Consider the following 16295-nt stretch of genomic DNA (forward strand, 5'->3'; position numbering starts at 1 on the left):
TAAAGCAAATAAAAGCCGCTGCGCTTTTAAAGTAAGTAGCGGCTTTCAATAAGCCACTTTGGTTAATTAAGTAATTTGATCAGTAAGATCAGGGGTTAACCCCTTTAGTTTTAAGATTAAGGTGAGCGTCTTTATTATGTTATTAATAACGTTCTTGTCTCCAATTCCCTTTGCATATACTTACTGTGCTTGTTATTTACCCGCTTCTAATTGCTGTCTCAATAATTCAATAAGTTGAGTGTTAAGCCCGGTAATTTCGGCTTCTAGTAATTTCACTTTAGCTTGTGACTCTTCATCATCTTTACTGCGTAATAATGCAGTTTCCTGTAGTAGTTTTTCTATCTTTTCTTGTATTTCAGCAATCTGTTCATCAAGTGGGTCTTCTTCAGATTGTGATGCCTGACTTGCATCTTCATTGCCTGATAATTTACGTAACGCTTCACGATTTTGATCTTCCAGACTTTTTTCTTTTCCTTCTTCGGATATATCCACTTGGTCACTTTGAACCGCTGCTTTGTGCATAGTCGCTTTTTCGGTTACTTCATCAGCTACCACCTTTAAAGTTTGTTTTTGCGGGTAAGTTTCTAAAGGTTTAGAGGTTATGTGAACTGACATTTTATCCATTTTAATATTCCTTGTTCCGTCAATTATTAGCGACCAGTAGTTAACTATAAATATAATGCTTTACCAAAAGCCAATTGTAATAGCCCTTGTTTGATTCTTTATTAGATTACACTTTACTCACAAGCTTGCCCATTATTGTTTTAAACCAACAAGGTGAACAAAACCAAAAGATAAACAAATAATAGAATTCCAAAACCAAAACTCAGGCGAACGCCCCATAGGGTTATTTATTAAAAAATCCAGCAACACCGCGGACTAAATGAATAAAAGTTATTAATACAAGAGCTAGGCGGATGAATGGAAGTTTAAAAATAACACCTGCGGCTGAAAATGCATACAATGACCAGTTGATAGCATCAGAACAATTATACTAGTAATAAGAGTTGGTTTAATACTTCCTTGCTCAGAAAGTAATGCCATTTGCTCTCCTGCACCGAAGAACCGATACCAAGAACCTCCAAAATAGATACAACCTAAATGCAAAGTTGCTACAACAGCACTTAATATACCTGCAATTATTAGAAAAACATTCATAGAGCGATAAAACCTACGTGAGACATAACGAACCTGTAAATTAGCTGGTTTATTTATATTGATAAACAAACCATAGCCTGGGTTCTATCTGGGTACAATCGATTATTGAATGTTTACGCGTGATATCAAAGCTCGCATTAAACTAGACAGCCACTCCAATTGTAAATTAATCTGGCTAATGGTGAGTTTACGCAGTCTCACATATTTCCTGAGGTCGCAGGGCGATTAAGAGATATGTTTGTAACAACTGGGGAAAATATAGCTATATTAACCGATGGGGAAGATTCAAAGCTTATGTTGGTGATACCGAATTAATTTACATGAAATAACCAACAATAAAGATAATGGCCAAAGGAAAACCTCATAATACCATCATCAAATCATTGACGTTTAAGTGGACACGAATACTATTTAGGTGCTGGAAAACACATACGCCCTACGATGAATCAACTTACTTAACTGCATTGAAAAGTAAGGGATCACCGCTGTTAAAAGTTGTTATATTTTTTCAACTGCATCCATATTTGAAATAATTAGCTTGTATCCAATTTCTAATGTAGATGAACTTGCCCTATCAGCTCCCTCATCTACATCGTGGAATTCAGAAGTGACATTCCATTCATTTAAAATACGGCAGTTACTATGCCACTTACTCTCTGAAAAAATCACATCACTTAGAGAAATGCCTTTTTGGTTCATAGTAATATCTATTACTTTCCCGTTGCTTTCGATCCAATAATGTGAAAAGCCATTAGGTTCTCCATTAACTATTTTGAAACTATGAAGAGGAAATTTTCTTATAAGAAAACGAGATAATAAATGGCTAGTCATAACACAGCACGCTTGAGGAAAGCGTTTAAACTTTCTAAACTCATGTCCTAATCTTTGTAGTTCAATATCTTGGACTGTATTTTTAAAGTCATGAACAGCTAACGTAATTTCATTTATATCCATAAATACAACTCTACAATTAAAGAAACATAACGCCCGCTTAAGCGGAAAAGTATAGCTGGCTAAAATGTTGAACGGAGTGAAAATAGCCAGCTGTATTTTTTCCGTTTGAAGCGCTTGTTATGTGTAAATTTTTAACTGAACTTTGCCGTTTATAACTTCTAAGTTACCAAACTCACCAACAACCTTAAAGCCTTGATTTGTTTTAATTAACGAATCTATATTGCCATAATCAAATGAACCATTTATATCTTTGTTTGGTTTAACACTACTTTTTTCAGCAAGCCCTGAATATGAAGTGAAATCCGTAAATTGAATTTCACATATACGGTAGCAAGTATATTCATCAGGTTTTGGATTTAGATAATGAGGTGAGTCAGGCCAAATGCTAGCCTCAATTTTGAATGTGATTTCAGTTGCATTTGAACTCCAACCGAGAACAAACGAGTCATTGAAATCTATACCTTTGAAAATATCCATATACTCGACGATATCCGTTTACACATAACGCTTTGCTAAGGGGCAATTGACTGTTGGCTAAATTTGCGCGAAGCGCCAAGCCAACTGTTAATTGTCCCAGTGAGTTTACGAACGAACTTGAGCAACTTGTTATGTAACACTTACCCAGAACCTTTCATTATGTTTTTATTTAGTTGCTCAAACTCTTTCATTAATTTGTCGCACTCTGCTTTTTTAGCTTGGCAGAGTGCTGACATTTGAATATAGATGGCTTGGTTTTTCTCAAGGACTTTACGTTTTATCGCTGCTGGGTGAGCTGCGTGAGACTCCGGAGTAAACGACCATAAAACCAAGTTAGACTCTTCTTTATCTTCGATAATAGTCCAACCTCCTTGGACGCTTAGATTTGTACCGTCTTTATTTTTCAATGCTTGAAGGGCTAGGTCGACGGTTTTATATCCAATAGAACTATTTTCATTTGCAGATGATGGGAAGGCTAATAGTGCGCCTAAGAATATTATAGGTATAATTTTCACCAAACTCTCCGTGTTACATAACGCCTCAATAATAAGTGAGCCAAATGTGGCGGGCGATTTGCTCCGCAAATGGCATGACATGTTTAGCGAATCTTAATTTATTGACTTGTTAGCTTTCGTATCGCCTGATGAACATAACTAATTCATGTTTAATATCAGCAGAATTACCGTAAACCCCAGTATTTGCATCGTCGAGTTCATCCCAAAAGCAGAACATATAACCTTCTGCTTCTTCATGTGGTATTTGATCAGCCAGCGCCATGTAGTAAATTTTTTGTGCCACTTGTTCATGTGAAGTCAAACTCTGTTCAATGCCAATACGAAACAAATGAAAAGCTTTCTGAGCCACGATAGATTTCGATTCGGAATCACCAAAAGCTTGCAGCGAAATCACTGCATCATTTATATGTTTGGCTGTCGATACGTCAAACAATCTATCATCAGGCACTGCAAACTCGATGATCAATTCATCAGCCCAACTTACAACCTGTGCCAAACTCATAGCACCACATTCGAGCGCTAATATCATTGCATTTATTTCGACTATATTCATAGGAAGCTAACAACTTTGTATCCGACATTTGTCGCTTTATAAACCGACAAATGTCCAAATATTACAAAGGTTCTAATTTAACCAGCTAATAAGGACTTGTAAACAACTAGTTAGCCGATATTTAAGTTTCCTTGATGTAGAAATACCCCAAAATGGTAGAGATCAGTAATATCGGACAAAAAAGTAATGAGCCATAAAATAGGTGTAAGCGATATTATTAATAAGATAACTTGAATTTTTCTCTAAGCTTTTGCCTTTAACCTAAAACAAAAAAGCCGCTGTTCATTGCAAACAGCGGCTTTCGTCTTAAGATTTACAAGCTTAAAGCTTGCTTAACTTAAACTTAAACTTGATTTTTATTGTTTACCAATCACTTCAAGTCCACCCATGTATGGGCGTAATACTTCTGGTACTACTACTGTGCCATCGGCTTGTTGGTAGTTTTCTAGTATGGCTACTAGTGTACGGCCAACGGCTAAGCCTGAACCATTTAGTGTATGTAGTAACTCTGGCTTTTTAACACCTTCACGACGAAAACGTGCTTGCATTCTACGCGCCTGAAAATCAGCCATGTTTGAACAAGACGAAATTTCACGGTATGTGTCTTGTGCAGGTAACCATACTTCTAAATCATATGTTTTAGCTGAGCCAAAGCCCATGTCGCCCATACATAAAATTACTTTACGGTATGGTAGGTCTAGCGCTTGTAGTATTTGCTCTGCGTGACCAGTTAACTCTTCAAGCGTTGCCATTGAGTCTTCTGGTTTTACAAGTTGCACTAGTTCAACTTTATCAAATTGGTGCTGACGAATTAGGCCACGTGTATCGCGACCATAGCTGCCAGCTTCACTTCTAAAACATGGCGTGTGGGCAACTAAACGTATTGGTAAAGCGCTTTCGTCGTAAATTTCCTCACGTGCGCTGTTTGTAAGCGGTACTTCAGCTGTAGGAATTAAGCTAAAGCCGGCTTGTTGTTCGCCATCGTCGTTCACAAGGCCTAATGTGTGGAATAAATCGCCCGCAAATTTAGGTAATTGGCTTGTGCCATAAAGGCTTGCGCTATTAACTAAGTACGGTACATACATTTCTGTATAGCCGTTTTTGTCTGCGTGCGTATCTAGCATAAATTGCGTTAAAGCACGGTGCATACGCGCTACTTGACCGCGCATTACTGTAAAGCGTGCGCCACTAATTTTAACGCCCATTTCAAAATCTAAGCCATTTAAGTCTTGGCCTACATCAACGTGATCTTTAACTTCAAAATCAAACTTTTTAGGTGTGCCCCACGTTAAAATTTCAACGTTGTCGTCTTCGTCTTTACCGGCAGGTACTGACTCGTCTGGCAAGTTTGGAATTGCTAAAGCAATGTCGTTAATTGCGGCTAATACTTCATCTTGCTCAGTTTTAGCGGCGTCTAGCTCACTGCCTAAGTTAGCTACTGCATCAAGTAGTGGCTGTGCGTCTTCGCCTTTTGCTTTGGCTTGACCAATTGCTTTTGCGCTTGCATTACGTTGACTTTGAAGTTCTTGCGTTTTTACTTGTAATGTTTTGCGTTTTTCTTCAAGTGCCGTTACCGTCGCTACATCGAGTTCGTAACCGCGAGCTGCTAAACGTGCTGCAGTTTGTTCGATGTCTTGACGTAAAAATTTAGAATCTAACATGTTAGTTTTTTAACCTTTTTGCATTACTAGCTGAAGGCCCAGCCAAGCCATAAAAATACACACCATCACGTTTAAGATGATATTGAGGGCCATTTTAATAAAGTGACCTTGTTGTAATAACAACAACGAGTCCATTGAGAATGTTGAAAAGGTGGTTAATGCACCTAAAAAGCCAATACCGATAAGGGTTTTAGCGGGGCTTGCGGTGATAATTTCTTTATCTATCAAACCGTACAAAATGCCCATTAACAATGAACCCAGAATATTAACCGTCAACGTGCCAAAAGGGAATCCCCTACCGAGGAGTTTTAGCATGCTTTCGCTAATAAAAAACCGTAAACACGCACCTGAGGCTCCGCCAAGGGCAATCATCATATAAAGTTTAATCATTTTCGTACCGTTTAAGTGGGCTTTGCGCATCGCGCTCTTTTAGGTAATCGAGTTTTTGTTTAATTTTTTGCTCAAGGCCGCGCTCGCTCGGTAAGTAATATTCTTTGCCGTCCATTTCTGGCGGTAAGTATTTTTCTCCTGCGGCAAATGCGCCTTCTTCGTTATGCGCATAACGGTACTCAGCGCCGTAGCCTAAGTCTTTCATTAAGTTGGTTGGCGCATTACGCAGGTGCTCTGGCACGGGGTAACTTGGTTCGTTTTGAGCATCTGCTTTGGCTTGATTAAACGCCATATACACCGCATTACTTTTAGGTGCGCTGGCTAAGTACAATGTAGCTTGTGCAATTGCACGTTCGCCCTCGCTTGGGCCTACTCGCTGAAATATATCCCATGCGTTTAAGGCCACTTCCATCGCACGCGGATCGGCGTTACCAATATCTTCTGTTGCAATGGCGAGTAAACGCCTCGCTACGTATAGAGGGTCGCCACCACCGGCTAAAATACGGCAATACCAATACAATGCACCATCGGGGGAACTACCACGTACTGATTTGTGAAAGGCTGATATTAAATCGTAAAACTCATCGCCGCCTTTATCGTATTTAGCCAAATGTGTAGGTAATACTTGGCTAAGTACGTGCTCGTCTACGTTGTATTGCCCGTTTTGCTCGATTGTTAAATCAACCGCTTGTTCAAGTAAATTAAGTACTTTACGCGCATCGCCGCCACTTGCTTGGCATAGTGCCTTTTTAGCGTTGTCGGCAATAACAATGCTTTTTTGGTTTAGTTGCTCATCTTGCAAAAGTGCGCGCTCTATTACTGTGTATAAGTCGGTGTCGGCAAGCGATTTCAAAACATACACGCGTGCTCGCGACAATATAGCGTTATTAAGGGCAAATGATGGGTTTTCGGTGGTTGCACCTACAAATATAAAGGTGCCGTCTTCTATGTGCGGTAAAAACGCATCTTGCTGGGATTTATTAAAGCGATGAACTTCGTCAACAAACATAAGGGTGCGTTGGCCACGGCTTTCTAGGTTGTCCCGCGCTTGCGTTACGCTGTCGCGTATATCTTTTACGCCTGCGGTTACCGCCGACATTTGAATTAATGAGGCATCAGCGTGGTTGGCAATTATTTGCGCAAGTGTTGTTTTACCTACACCCGGCGGGCCCCACAAAATTAAACTATGGCAGCGCCCCGCTACAATGGCTTGATGCAGTGGTTTATCACCGCTTAATAAGTGCTGCTGACCAATGTATTCATCAAGTGTTGTAGGGCGCATACGCGCGGCAAGTGGGCGTACATCGGGCCCAAAGTTAAAACCTAAATTACTCACCGTTACTCTGATCGTCTATTTCAACACCTTCAGGAGGCGTAAATTCAAAAGTGCTTTTATCAAGCGGCGTATTAACTTGTGCATTGTCAAACGTAAATGACGATAGCTGTCCTGAGTTGTCGGTAACTACTAATTTAGCAAGGCCTTGTTCGCTATCTGCAAACGCTATATCAAGTTGTTCTACTTGGCTTTCTACGCCTTTATTTGGCGTTACGCTAAAACCTGTATTTGTTGCAAGTACACTGTATTTTTCCCACTGTGCTGGGTCTTTTGACGTAAGTAGCACAAATGGTGTTGAATCAATTAGGCTGCTGGTTTTCATAATCGTTACTTGCTCAGCAAAGCTGTCGAAGTAATATGTTTTATCACCGTTTGATACAAATAACGTATCGTCTGGGTTTGTTTGCTGCCAGCGAATCATCATAGGCTGTTGAAGGGCTATTGTGCCCTCGCCTTGCATAACTGCTTGGCCTTCTTTGTCTGTTACTTTTTGTGCAAACTGCGCTTTGAAACTTTTTAAAGTGGCAAGTCTGTCTTGTAATGCTTGGCTGTCGTCAGCAAAGCTTGGTGCGGCAAATACGCTGCCTAACACTAATAATAAGGCGTTAAATTTTTTCATTAATTTGCTCCATTAGGTACTAATACATCGCGAGCGCCGTTATGGCCTGGTGAACTCACGATACCCGATGTTTCCATTTGCTCTACTAAACGTGCTGCGCGGTTATAGCCAACACGTAATTTACGTTGCACTGACGATACCGATACTTTGCCAGTTTCTATTACAAACGACACAGCTTCGTCGTATAACGGATCGTTTTCTTCGTCTGCATTTTCGCTTGCTTCGCCTGGCAATAAAATATCTTCGCTGGCATCGCCATTTAATATTTCATCAATATAATTTGGTTTAGCACGTGCTTTCCAATCGTTTACTACAGCGTGTACTTCATGGTCGTCTACAAACGCACCGTGTACACGCTCTGGTACACTAGTACCTGGCGGTAAATAAAGCATGTCGCCCATACCCAGTAGATTTTCAGCGCCTTGTTGGTCAAGTATTGTGCGCGAATCTATTTTGCTTGATACCTGAAACGCCATACGCGTTGGTATATTTGCTTTAATTAAACCTGTAATTACATCAACCGATGGGCGCTGCGTAGCAAGCACTAAGTGAATACCTGCCGCACGTGCTTTTTGGGCAATACGTGCAATTAGCTCTTCTACTTTTTTACCTACAATCATCATCATGTCGGCAAATTCGTCTATTACTACAACAATACTTGGTAATTTACCTAGCTCATCTGGGCCTTCTTTCATGCCATCGGTGTCTTTAAATAATGGGTCTAGAATCGGGTAACCCGCTTCATTGGCATCAAGCACTTTTTGGTTGTAACCTTTTAAGTTACGCACACCCAAAGCTGACATTAATTTATAACGACGTTCCATTTCGCCTACACACCAACGCAGTGCGTTGGCGGCTTCTTTCATGTCGGTCACTACTTCACACAGTAAATGCGGAATGCCTTCGTATACTGAAAGCTCAAGCATTTTAGGGTCAATCATGATCATACGTACATCATCAGGACCCGATTTGTACAGCAAGCTTACTATCATGACATTAACGCCCACTGATTTACCTGAACCGGTTGTACCGGCTACCAATAAGTGTGGCATTTTACCTAAATCAGCACATACCGGCTGACCAGCAATATCTTTACCTAGCACCATGGTAAGCGGGGATGGATTTTGCTCAAATTTAGGCGCGTTTATTACTTCTGACAAACGTACTATTTCGCGGTGTTTATTAGGAAGCTCAATACCTACATATGTTTTACCCGGAATAACTTCTACAACACGTACACTAATTGCCGAAAGCGAACGGGCTAAATCTTTTGCTAAACCTGTAATTTTAGATACTTTTATACCCGGTGCTAAATCGAGTTCAAAACGCGTAACAACAGGGCCTGGGTACACTGCTACAACCTTTGCCTGTACGTTAAAGTCGAGTAGTTTTGTCTCTACTAAGCGCGATACTGTATCGAGCTCTTCTTGCGAAATTGGGTTTTTGGCTTTATCTGGTCTGTCGAGTAAATCAAGCGACGGTAACGGCCCCGGAGGTGGCTCTTGTGTTAATAATTGCTCAAATTTTTCTTTAGCCGTTGGCGGCGGTTGATATGCAGGTTTTGGTTTAGGCATTGGCCTAGCTGGCGATACAACCGTAGTCACTGGTTTTTCAGGCTCTATTACGGGGCTTTGGTCCAGCGCATTTAATGCAGCTTCTGTATCCATTGGCTCGTCGTCTATGGCGCTAAAGCCAATTTCTTGATCGAGTATGTCGTCAAGTTCATCAAACGGCATAAAGTCGTCACTAATTTGTGGCTCGCTAAATGGTGTTTGTGGTTTATTAATTGCTTTTTGTTTATCTACTTTTTTAGATGATGTAGGCAGCTCTATTTGCTCTTTTATATCGTCTTCAAAATGGGCGTCTTCTTCATCGTGATTATTTACTTTGCCCGCAGCATGCTCTCGGTGCATCCAGCCTTTTGCGTACGATACAATAAAGCGGTAAAACCTAACCATTAAATCGCCAAGGTAATCTACAAAATCAACCCACGATACACCCGTTAATAAGGTAAGCCCTGCAAAAAAGAAACACAGTAATAATATAGACGTGCCGGTAAAGTTGAATGCAGGCATCATGGCTGATGCAATAACATCGCCCACTACCCCACCAGATGAAAAATTATAAATATCGTCAAAATTAATACTACTAATAGCGGTAGCTGAGGTAATAAATAAAGCAAAACCAATAACACGCAGCGCTAAAGTGGTGTAATCAAGCTGTAAAATGCGGTGAGGTTGTTTAAATAACAAATAGCCAAATAGCTGAATGGCCGCAGGCACTAAGTAAGCCAACCAACCAAAGGTGAGTAATAAAATGTCGGCGATCCATGCACCGGCAGCTCCTGTAATGTTGCTTACTTCGCTAAAACTAGTTTGCGACCATGCAGCATCTGCTGGATCAAAGCTGATCAAGGCACATAAAATAAATATTGCCGTAAAGGTGCTGATAATCAGCCCTGTTTCTAATAGTCTTTGCACACCGTTTAGGCGCATAGTTCCCTATTCCTCTTTATTATTCTATTTTTATTCACACTTACTTAGCAATGAAATACCTTAGCAGGAAATGCAATTTGTTGCACTTTATCTTAACCTTGATGGCCTGATTATGAACAAGTTTTTATAATTTGAGCTTATATAAGCAAATGACGCAGTTAATATAAATAACCTCAAGTAATATAAGGACGAATAATTACGCCTTCTTCACCTTTTACTTCTTCCATTACTACATAAGTTCGGCTTTCACTAACATTAGGCAATTTTAATAATATGTCGCCTAATACGCCACGGTATTCTGACATATCATTTACGCGCGTTTTAAGTAAAAAATCAAAATTACCCGATACCAAGTGACATTCTATAATTTCTTCATGCTTTTTAACGGCCGCACTAAACTCATCAAATACGTCGGGAGAGGTTTTAGTAATTGTTACTTCTACATACACCGATAAACCTTGTCCAAGCTTAGCTGGATCGACCACTGCTTTATAACCAAGTATATAGCCTTCTCGTTCTAGCTTTTTCACTCGCTCCAGACAGGGCGTGGCGCTTAGGCCAACTCGTCTGGCCAGTTCAACATTTGAAAGGCGTCCATCGTGTTGTAATTCCATTAAAATTTTACGGTCAATTCTATCTAACAATTGATGCATAGTACCAACTAGTTTTTTATACTGTTTATTTTTATTATATAGATGATAACACTAGATTTGACTTTAAAAAAGGTGAGACACACGGGCTTATGATGAATATAATAGTGGAAAATGTTAATCCGTTCTTAATAAGGCAAATGATATGATTATTGGTGTTCCTAAAGAAATTAAAAACCATGAATACCGTGTAGGTATGGTTCCTGCAAGTGTTCGTGAATTAGTAAACCACGGTCACCAAGTGATTGTAGAAACTGATGCAGGCATGGGTATTGGTTTTACTAACGAAGATTACACGCTAGCGGGTGCTGAAATTTTAGCAACTGCTGCTGACGTTTTCGCTAAAGCAGACATGATTGTAAAAGTAAAAGAGCCACAAGCTGTTGAGCGTGCAATGCTACGTGAAGACCAAATTCTTTTCACTTACTTACACCTTGCACCTGATCTTCCACAAACTGAAGACCTTGTAAAAAGCAAAGCTATTTGTATTGCATACGAAACTGTAACTGACTCTCGCGGTGGTTTACCGCTTCTAGCTCCTATGAGCGAAGTTGCTGGTCGTATGTCTATTCAAGCTGGTGCACAAGCGCTTGAAAAATCTAACCACGGTCGTGGCATGCTACTAGGTGGCGTACCAGGCGTTGAAGCTGCTAAAGTTGTTGTTATTGGCGGCGGCATGGTTGGTCGTAGCGCAGCTCAAATGGCTGTTGGCCTTGGTGCTGAAGTTGTAGTGCTTGATCGTAACATCGACGTATTACGTGCACTAGATGCGCAATTTGGTAATAAAGTAAAAGCTATTTACTCAACTGCTGATGCACTAGAAAAACACGTACTAGAAGCTGACTTAGTAATTGGTGGCGTACTAATCCCAGGTGCAGCTGCACCTAAATTAGTAACTGCTGCGCACATTAAAGCAATGAAACCTGGTTCTGCAATTGTTGACGTTGCAATCGACCAAGGTGGCTGTATTGCTACTTCTAAAGCAACGACGCATGCTGATCCTACTTTCATCGTTGATGAAGTTGTTCACTACTGTGTTGCTAACATGCCAGGTGCTGTTCCACGCACATCTACGTTTGCACTTAACAATGCAACATTGCCTTTCATCATTAACCTTGCAAACAAAGGTTATAAAAAGGCATTACTAGATGACGCTCACTTCTTAAAAGGCTTAAACGTAATTAAAGGCCAAGTAACTTACAAAGAAGTAGCTGAAGCGTTCAACATGGAATATGTTGACCCACGCACAGCGGTAGAAAACGCATAATTTAGCGTTTTGTAGTTAGGCTATTATTTAGTAATGTAGCGACCTAACTACAACCCATAAAAAAAGCAGCTAATTAGCTGCTTTTTTTTATATTTAAATTTCAGATTTATATAAACTGGTTTAAATAAAATAGTTTAGATAAAACGCTTAATTATAAAATCTACTTTTACGCGCTTAGCTTGGCCAAGTAGCTTTTTAACTGGCTGCGGATAATCATCCATCGTCTCTAAATCATCTGGGCCTGTTAAACGTCGGCAGTGTTGTAAAATTTCCTGCTTTTCGTTATCAATAGCATCCATAATTGTTTGCTCTGGATCTTCTATTAAAATACCGTTTTCGATATCAAGACCCCATGCACGCGGATTTAAGTTATGCCCGCTCAGTAAATGTTTTGTTCTATCTGAACAAATACCTTTTAAATGAAACGAATTACTTTCATCTTTCCACAGATACACATTTAAATTACCGTTATCGATGTGGCGTTTTTGCGTTTTTACAAACTTATGCAAAATAGTTTCGTACAAATAAGGTAATGCCCCTATTTTACTAAACGGCTCGCTTGGCGGTAAATAAAAGTCATTTGCTGTTTTATCCCCTACTACAATAGTCACTTGCTTACCTTGCTTTAATAATCGGCGCAGTGATCGCATAAGCGGTGCCGGAAAATTAAAGTATGGCGTATACAACACAAGCTCTTGTTCTGTGGTATCAAATAACGCTTTTATTAGTCTGTTCAGTTCGTTGTTACGACGCCCGAGCCCTAAAAACAAGCGAATACCTAATGCTTTGGTATTTAGCTGCTCTGCTGCGTTATAACTTGCGACTTTTAAATCACGCATTAATTGCTTTTGATCTAGCTTAAAGTCGTGCAAACGCTTAAGCGGTCGAGTGTCTATGCGCGGTACAGCAACTGAACTAAGCAGCTTAGTCTCAATAAAATCAACCACCGAGTCACACAGCTCGCTCTGCGTTATTAAAAAGTAGCGATCGAGTCTGTAGCGCTCGCTGTATTGCAAGTACACATTATTTAAGCTTGCGCCGCTGTAAAGTAAGGTGTCGTCAATTACAAAACCTTTTAAATGCAATACGCCAAATAACTCTTTAGCTTTTACAGGTACGCCATATACTTGTACGTTCGATTTAAACTTTTCTAAATCGTCACAGTATAAACTTGCGTTGCCGTCTGACTTATCAGCGCCAATTAAACCACGTTGCGCACGATGAAAATCCACCAGCACTTTTACTTCAAGTGCGGGGTTTGCCAATGACACACGATGCAGCGCTTCTAAAATTTCGCGACCTGCTTCGTCATCTTGTAAATACAACGCCGTAATATAAATTCGTTTTTTTGCGTTAGCTATCAAACGTAGCAATTGCGTTCGGTAATCTTGCGCATTGGTTAAGACGTTAACGTCTTTTGAAGTCAACCCGAATGCGGGTTTTTCCTGCCAAAATAACATAGTTGCCTATTTGCTTAGGTCACATAATCTATCAGTGACAAATAAAATTAGGTAAAACATAACAAAAAAAATCAAAGGGGTCATGAATTAACGCTGTTTTATTGCCTGTTAGTCTATTTATTGAGCTACTTTGGCATATTAGCTGTAAAAGCATAGAGCTCTAGTACACAATACTGCACAGCTTTTCGATTTGAGAAAAAAAATAATCGCGGATTTTGTTTACATCTGCCTTGTTTTTCTTAGAATCAAGCGCATTAATGAGCATATTGAACACAGTATTAAACGTTTAGGAAAAATAATGACTGAAGCAAAACATTGTAAGCTACTAATTTTAGGCTCTGGCCCAGCTGGTTATACTGCCGCAGTATATGCAGCACGTGCAAATTTAAACCCTGTTTTAATTACAGGCATTCAACAAGGTGGCCAATTAACAACCACCACTGAAGTTGAAAACTGGCCTGGTGATGCACACGGTTTAACAGGTCCTGCGTTAATGGATCGTATGAAAGAGCACGCTGAGCGCTTTGAAACTGAAATCATATTCGATCACATCAATAAAGTAGATGTATCTAAGCGCCCTTTCACACTAACTGGTGACCAAGGTACTTACACATGTGATGCGTTAATTATTGCGACAGGTGCTTCTGCTAAATACTTAGGCCTAGAGTCTGAAACTAATTTCCAAGGCCGTGGTGTTTCGGCGTGTGCTACCTGTGACGGCTTTTTCTATAAAGGTCAAAAAGTAGCGGTTGTTGGTGGTGGTAATACAGCGGTTGAAGAAGCGCTTTACTTATCTAACATTGCTGACGAAGTACATGTTATTCATCGTCGTGACAGTTTCCGCAGTGAAAAGATACTTGCTGACCGCCTTGCTGAAAAAGCAGCAAACGGTAACGTTGTAATGCATTACAACCGTACGCTTGACGAAGTATTAGGCGATCAAATGGGCGTAACCGGTGTGCGCATTAAAGATGCACACTCTGATGCAACTGAAGAACTTGATTTAGCCGGTGTATTTATTGCTATCGGTCACAAGCCAAATACAGATATGTTTGTTGGTCAACTAGAAATGAAAGATGGCTACTTAGTTGTAGAGTCTGGTCTTCACGGTAACGCGACTCAAACAAGCGTAGAAGGCGTTTTTGCTGCAGGTGATGTGTCAGACCACATTTACCGTCAAGCAATCACATCTGCGGGTACAGGCTGTATGGCTGCCCTTGATGCAGAGCGTTTCTTAGATAATTTATAAGCAATTAAATAAATTATAATAGGGCTGATTATTCAGCCCTTTTTTTATGTCTAAAATATAGTTACACTTTTACGATCAATTATAAAATAAGTACTGTATGAGAAATCAGCTATACCAATTAAGTGAAACCGATATAGCATTCCCCAATCCGGAATACGCATTAGAATCCCCTGATGGCTTGTTAGCAATTGGCGGAGATTTGAGCTTACCTCGCCTAAGTAATGCCTACAAAAGCGGAATATTCCCTTGGTTTAGCGAAGATGAGCCTATTATGTGGTGGTCGCCTAGCGAGCGAGGCATTTTTGAGCTTAATGATTTTCATATAAGTAAGAGCCTGCGTAAGCATTTAAAAAAGCACCCTGTAAGAGTAACCATTAATAATGCCTTCGAAGAGGTGATAGAAGCCTGTCGCGATCAACGCCTTGATACCGATGGCACCTGGATCACCTCTGACATGCTCGACGCTTACGTTAATGCACACAATGCTGGCATTGCACATAGTTTAGAGGTGTGGAGTAACGGGGAGCTTGCAGGTGGCTTATACGGCATTATGCAAAATGGTGTTTTTTGTGGTGAGTCGATGTTTCATTATCAAACAAATTGCTCCAAGCTTGCTATGTGGGCACTTGTAAATTGGCTTAAGCGCCATAATGCGCACTTTATTGATTGCCAGTTAGAAAACCCTTATTTAATGACCCTGGGTGCACAAGTAATCCCCCGTTCCACATTTTTGACTAAACTAAAAGCTGCACATAACTATACTGTTAACCCTATTATGTGGGAGCCACAAGAACTTGACGCAATCTATGAATGAACAACTTCCTGCACGTGTTGGTTTAACCCAAGAGTTTGACTGTAGCTATTTACCCAACAGACAAGAACAACTTTTAGTTATTCTTGATCCCAGTTGCTACAGCACCGACAAATTTGAGTCTTTATTAGGTTTAGGATTTCGTCGCAGTGGTAACCAAATATACCGTCCGCACTGTCCAATATGCAGCGCATGTAGTTCTGTGCGTGTATTAGCACAAGACTTTATGCCCTCAAAATCGCAAAAACGTAAACTAAACAAAGCAAAAACACAGTTTGAGGTAAAATATTCAACGCAAGAGCGACCTGAGTACTATCCGCTTTATAGCAAGTACATAACGATGCGTCATCAGGATGGAAGTATGTATCCTCCTGAAAAAGAACAGTTTCAAAGTTTTTTGCTTTGCAGTTGGCTTAAGATCACATTTATTGAACTGTGGCACCAAGATACTTTAGTCGCAGTTGCTGTAACCGATTGTATGAATAGCGCTATTTCTGCAATTTACACCTTTTTTGACCCCGACTTTGAACACTATAGTTTAGGCTCTGTGATGATATTAGAGCAGCTAAAGTTTGCTAAAGAACAAAATAAACAATACGTGTACTTGGGCTATCAAATTGATGAATGCGACAAAATGAAGTACAAAACTCAGTTTTTACCTGCTCAAAAACAGCTCAATGATGAGTGGGTGGCTATTTAA

The 16295-nt window shown here is 40.1% G+C and carries 16 protein-coding genes and 2 pseudogenes; 5 read left to right on the forward strand and 13 right to left on the reverse strand.

Going from position 1 to position 16295, the window contains the following annotated elements; all coding sequences use genetic code 11:
- Positions 1-192: 192 nt before the first annotated feature.
- The gene (locus WNY98_RS08515; RefSeq protein ID WP_342877635.1) at positions 193-624 is read right to left on the reverse strand and encodes a hypothetical protein; all 432 of its coding nucleotides are present in this window, start codon (positions 622-624) and stop codon (positions 193-195) included.
- Between the two features lie 132 nt (positions 625-756).
- Positions 757-1158, reverse strand: a pseudogene (locus tag WNY98_RS08520) (hypothetical protein).
- A 165-nt stretch (positions 1159-1323) separates the two neighbouring features.
- Between WNY98_RS08520 and WNY98_RS08525 the strand changes: the two are divergent.
- A pseudogene (locus WNY98_RS08525) lies at positions 1324-1473 on the forward strand (PQQ-dependent sugar dehydrogenase); the annotation flags it as partial.
- A gap of 183 nt (positions 1474-1656) precedes the next feature.
- Here WNY98_RS08525 and WNY98_RS08530 read toward each other — a convergent pair.
- The 10 genes from WNY98_RS08530 to lrp all read right to left on the reverse strand — a co-directional run bounded on the left by WNY98_RS08530 (position 1657) and on the right by lrp (position 10811).
- Positions 1657-2112, reverse strand: coding sequence for a hypothetical protein (locus WNY98_RS08530; RefSeq protein WP_007580157.1), 456 nt, complete (start codon positions 2110-2112; stop codon positions 1657-1659).
- A gap of 117 nt (positions 2113-2229) precedes the next feature.
- Positions 2230-2589 carry a hypothetical protein gene (locus WNY98_RS08535; protein ID WP_342877636.1) on the reverse strand — a complete coding sequence of 120 codons (360 nt, stop codon included), beginning with the start codon at positions 2587-2589 and terminating at the stop codon, positions 2230-2232.
- A 140-nt stretch (positions 2590-2729) separates the two neighbouring features.
- The gene (locus WNY98_RS08540; RefSeq protein ID WP_342877637.1) at positions 2730-3104 is read right to left on the reverse strand and encodes a molecular chaperone DnaJ; all 375 of its coding nucleotides are present in this window, start codon (positions 3102-3104) and stop codon (positions 2730-2732) included.
- 109 nt (positions 3105-3213) lie between these two features.
- Positions 3214-3657, reverse strand: a complete 444-nt coding sequence (locus WNY98_RS08545; protein WP_342877638.1) for a hypothetical protein — start codon at positions 3655-3657, stop codon at positions 3214-3216.
- A gap of 356 nt (positions 3658-4013) precedes the next feature.
- Entirely contained in the window at positions 4014-5318 is a 1305-nt protein-coding gene (gene serS / locus WNY98_RS08550) for a serine--tRNA ligase (RefSeq protein WP_342877639.1), read from the reverse strand.
- Positions 5319-5327: 9 nt separating this feature from the next.
- A complete protein-coding gene (gene crcB / locus WNY98_RS08555; RefSeq protein ID WP_021032117.1) occupies positions 5328-5708 on the reverse strand; it encodes a fluoride efflux transporter CrcB in 381 nt (126 codons plus the stop codon).
- Positions 5701-7044 (reverse strand): replication-associated recombination protein A, encoded by a 1344-nt coding sequence (locus WNY98_RS08560; RefSeq protein ID WP_342877640.1) that lies wholly within the window; start codon positions 7042-7044, stop codon positions 5701-5703. The genes crcB and WNY98_RS08560 overlap by 8 nt, the downstream gene beginning before the upstream one ends.
- Positions 7037-7663 carry an outer membrane lipoprotein chaperone LolA gene (lolA, locus tag WNY98_RS08565; protein ID WP_342877641.1) on the reverse strand — a complete coding sequence of 209 codons (627 nt, stop codon included), beginning with the start codon at positions 7661-7663 and terminating at the stop codon, positions 7037-7039. Before lolA ends, WNY98_RS08560 begins: the two co-directional genes overlap by 8 nt.
- Positions 7663-10158 (reverse strand): DNA translocase FtsK 4TM domain-containing protein, encoded by a 2496-nt coding sequence (locus WNY98_RS08570; protein ID WP_024599040.1) that lies wholly within the window; start codon positions 10156-10158, stop codon positions 7663-7665. Before WNY98_RS08570 ends, lolA begins: the two co-directional genes overlap by 1 nt.
- 173 nt (positions 10159-10331) lie before the next feature.
- Positions 10332-10811, reverse strand: a complete 480-nt coding sequence (gene lrp / locus WNY98_RS08575) for a leucine-responsive transcriptional regulator Lrp (protein WP_007582985.1) — start codon at positions 10809-10811, stop codon at positions 10332-10334.
- Between the two features lie 142 nt (positions 10812-10953).
- Here lrp and ald point away from each other — a divergent pair, with 142 nt between their 5' ends.
- A complete protein-coding gene (gene ald / locus WNY98_RS08580) occupies positions 10954-12075 on the forward strand; it encodes an alanine dehydrogenase (protein ID WP_024599039.1) in 1122 nt (373 codons plus the stop codon).
- Between the two features lie 134 nt (positions 12076-12209).
- Here ald and pssA read toward each other — a convergent pair whose 3' ends face one another.
- Entirely contained in the window at positions 12210-13535 is a 1326-nt protein-coding gene (gene pssA / locus WNY98_RS08585; RefSeq protein WP_342877642.1) for a CDP-diacylglycerol--serine O-phosphatidyltransferase, read from the reverse strand.
- A gap of 298 nt (positions 13536-13833) precedes the next feature.
- Here pssA and trxB point away from each other — a divergent pair, with 298 nt between their 5' ends.
- The 3 genes from trxB (at position 13834) to WNY98_RS08600 (ending at position 16295) form a co-directional block, all read left to right on the forward strand.
- Complete coding sequence (gene trxB / locus WNY98_RS08590) at positions 13834-14784, forward strand: thioredoxin-disulfide reductase (RefSeq protein ID WP_008168643.1); 951 nt, start codon at positions 13834-13836, stop codon at positions 14782-14784.
- Positions 14785-14881: 97 nt separating this feature from the next.
- Complete coding sequence (aat, locus tag WNY98_RS08595) at positions 14882-15598, forward strand: leucyl/phenylalanyl-tRNA--protein transferase (RefSeq protein WP_342877643.1); 717 nt, start codon at positions 14882-14884, stop codon at positions 15596-15598.
- Complete coding sequence (locus WNY98_RS08600) at positions 15591-16295, forward strand: arginyltransferase (protein ID WP_010552618.1); 705 nt, start codon at positions 15591-15593, stop codon at positions 16293-16295. The genes aat and WNY98_RS08600 overlap by 8 nt, the downstream gene beginning before the upstream one ends.

This window comes from Pseudoalteromonas sp. AS71, from assembly GCF_038900275.1.
Taxonomy (GTDB): Bacteria; Pseudomonadota; Gammaproteobacteria; order Enterobacterales; family Alteromonadaceae; genus Pseudoalteromonas.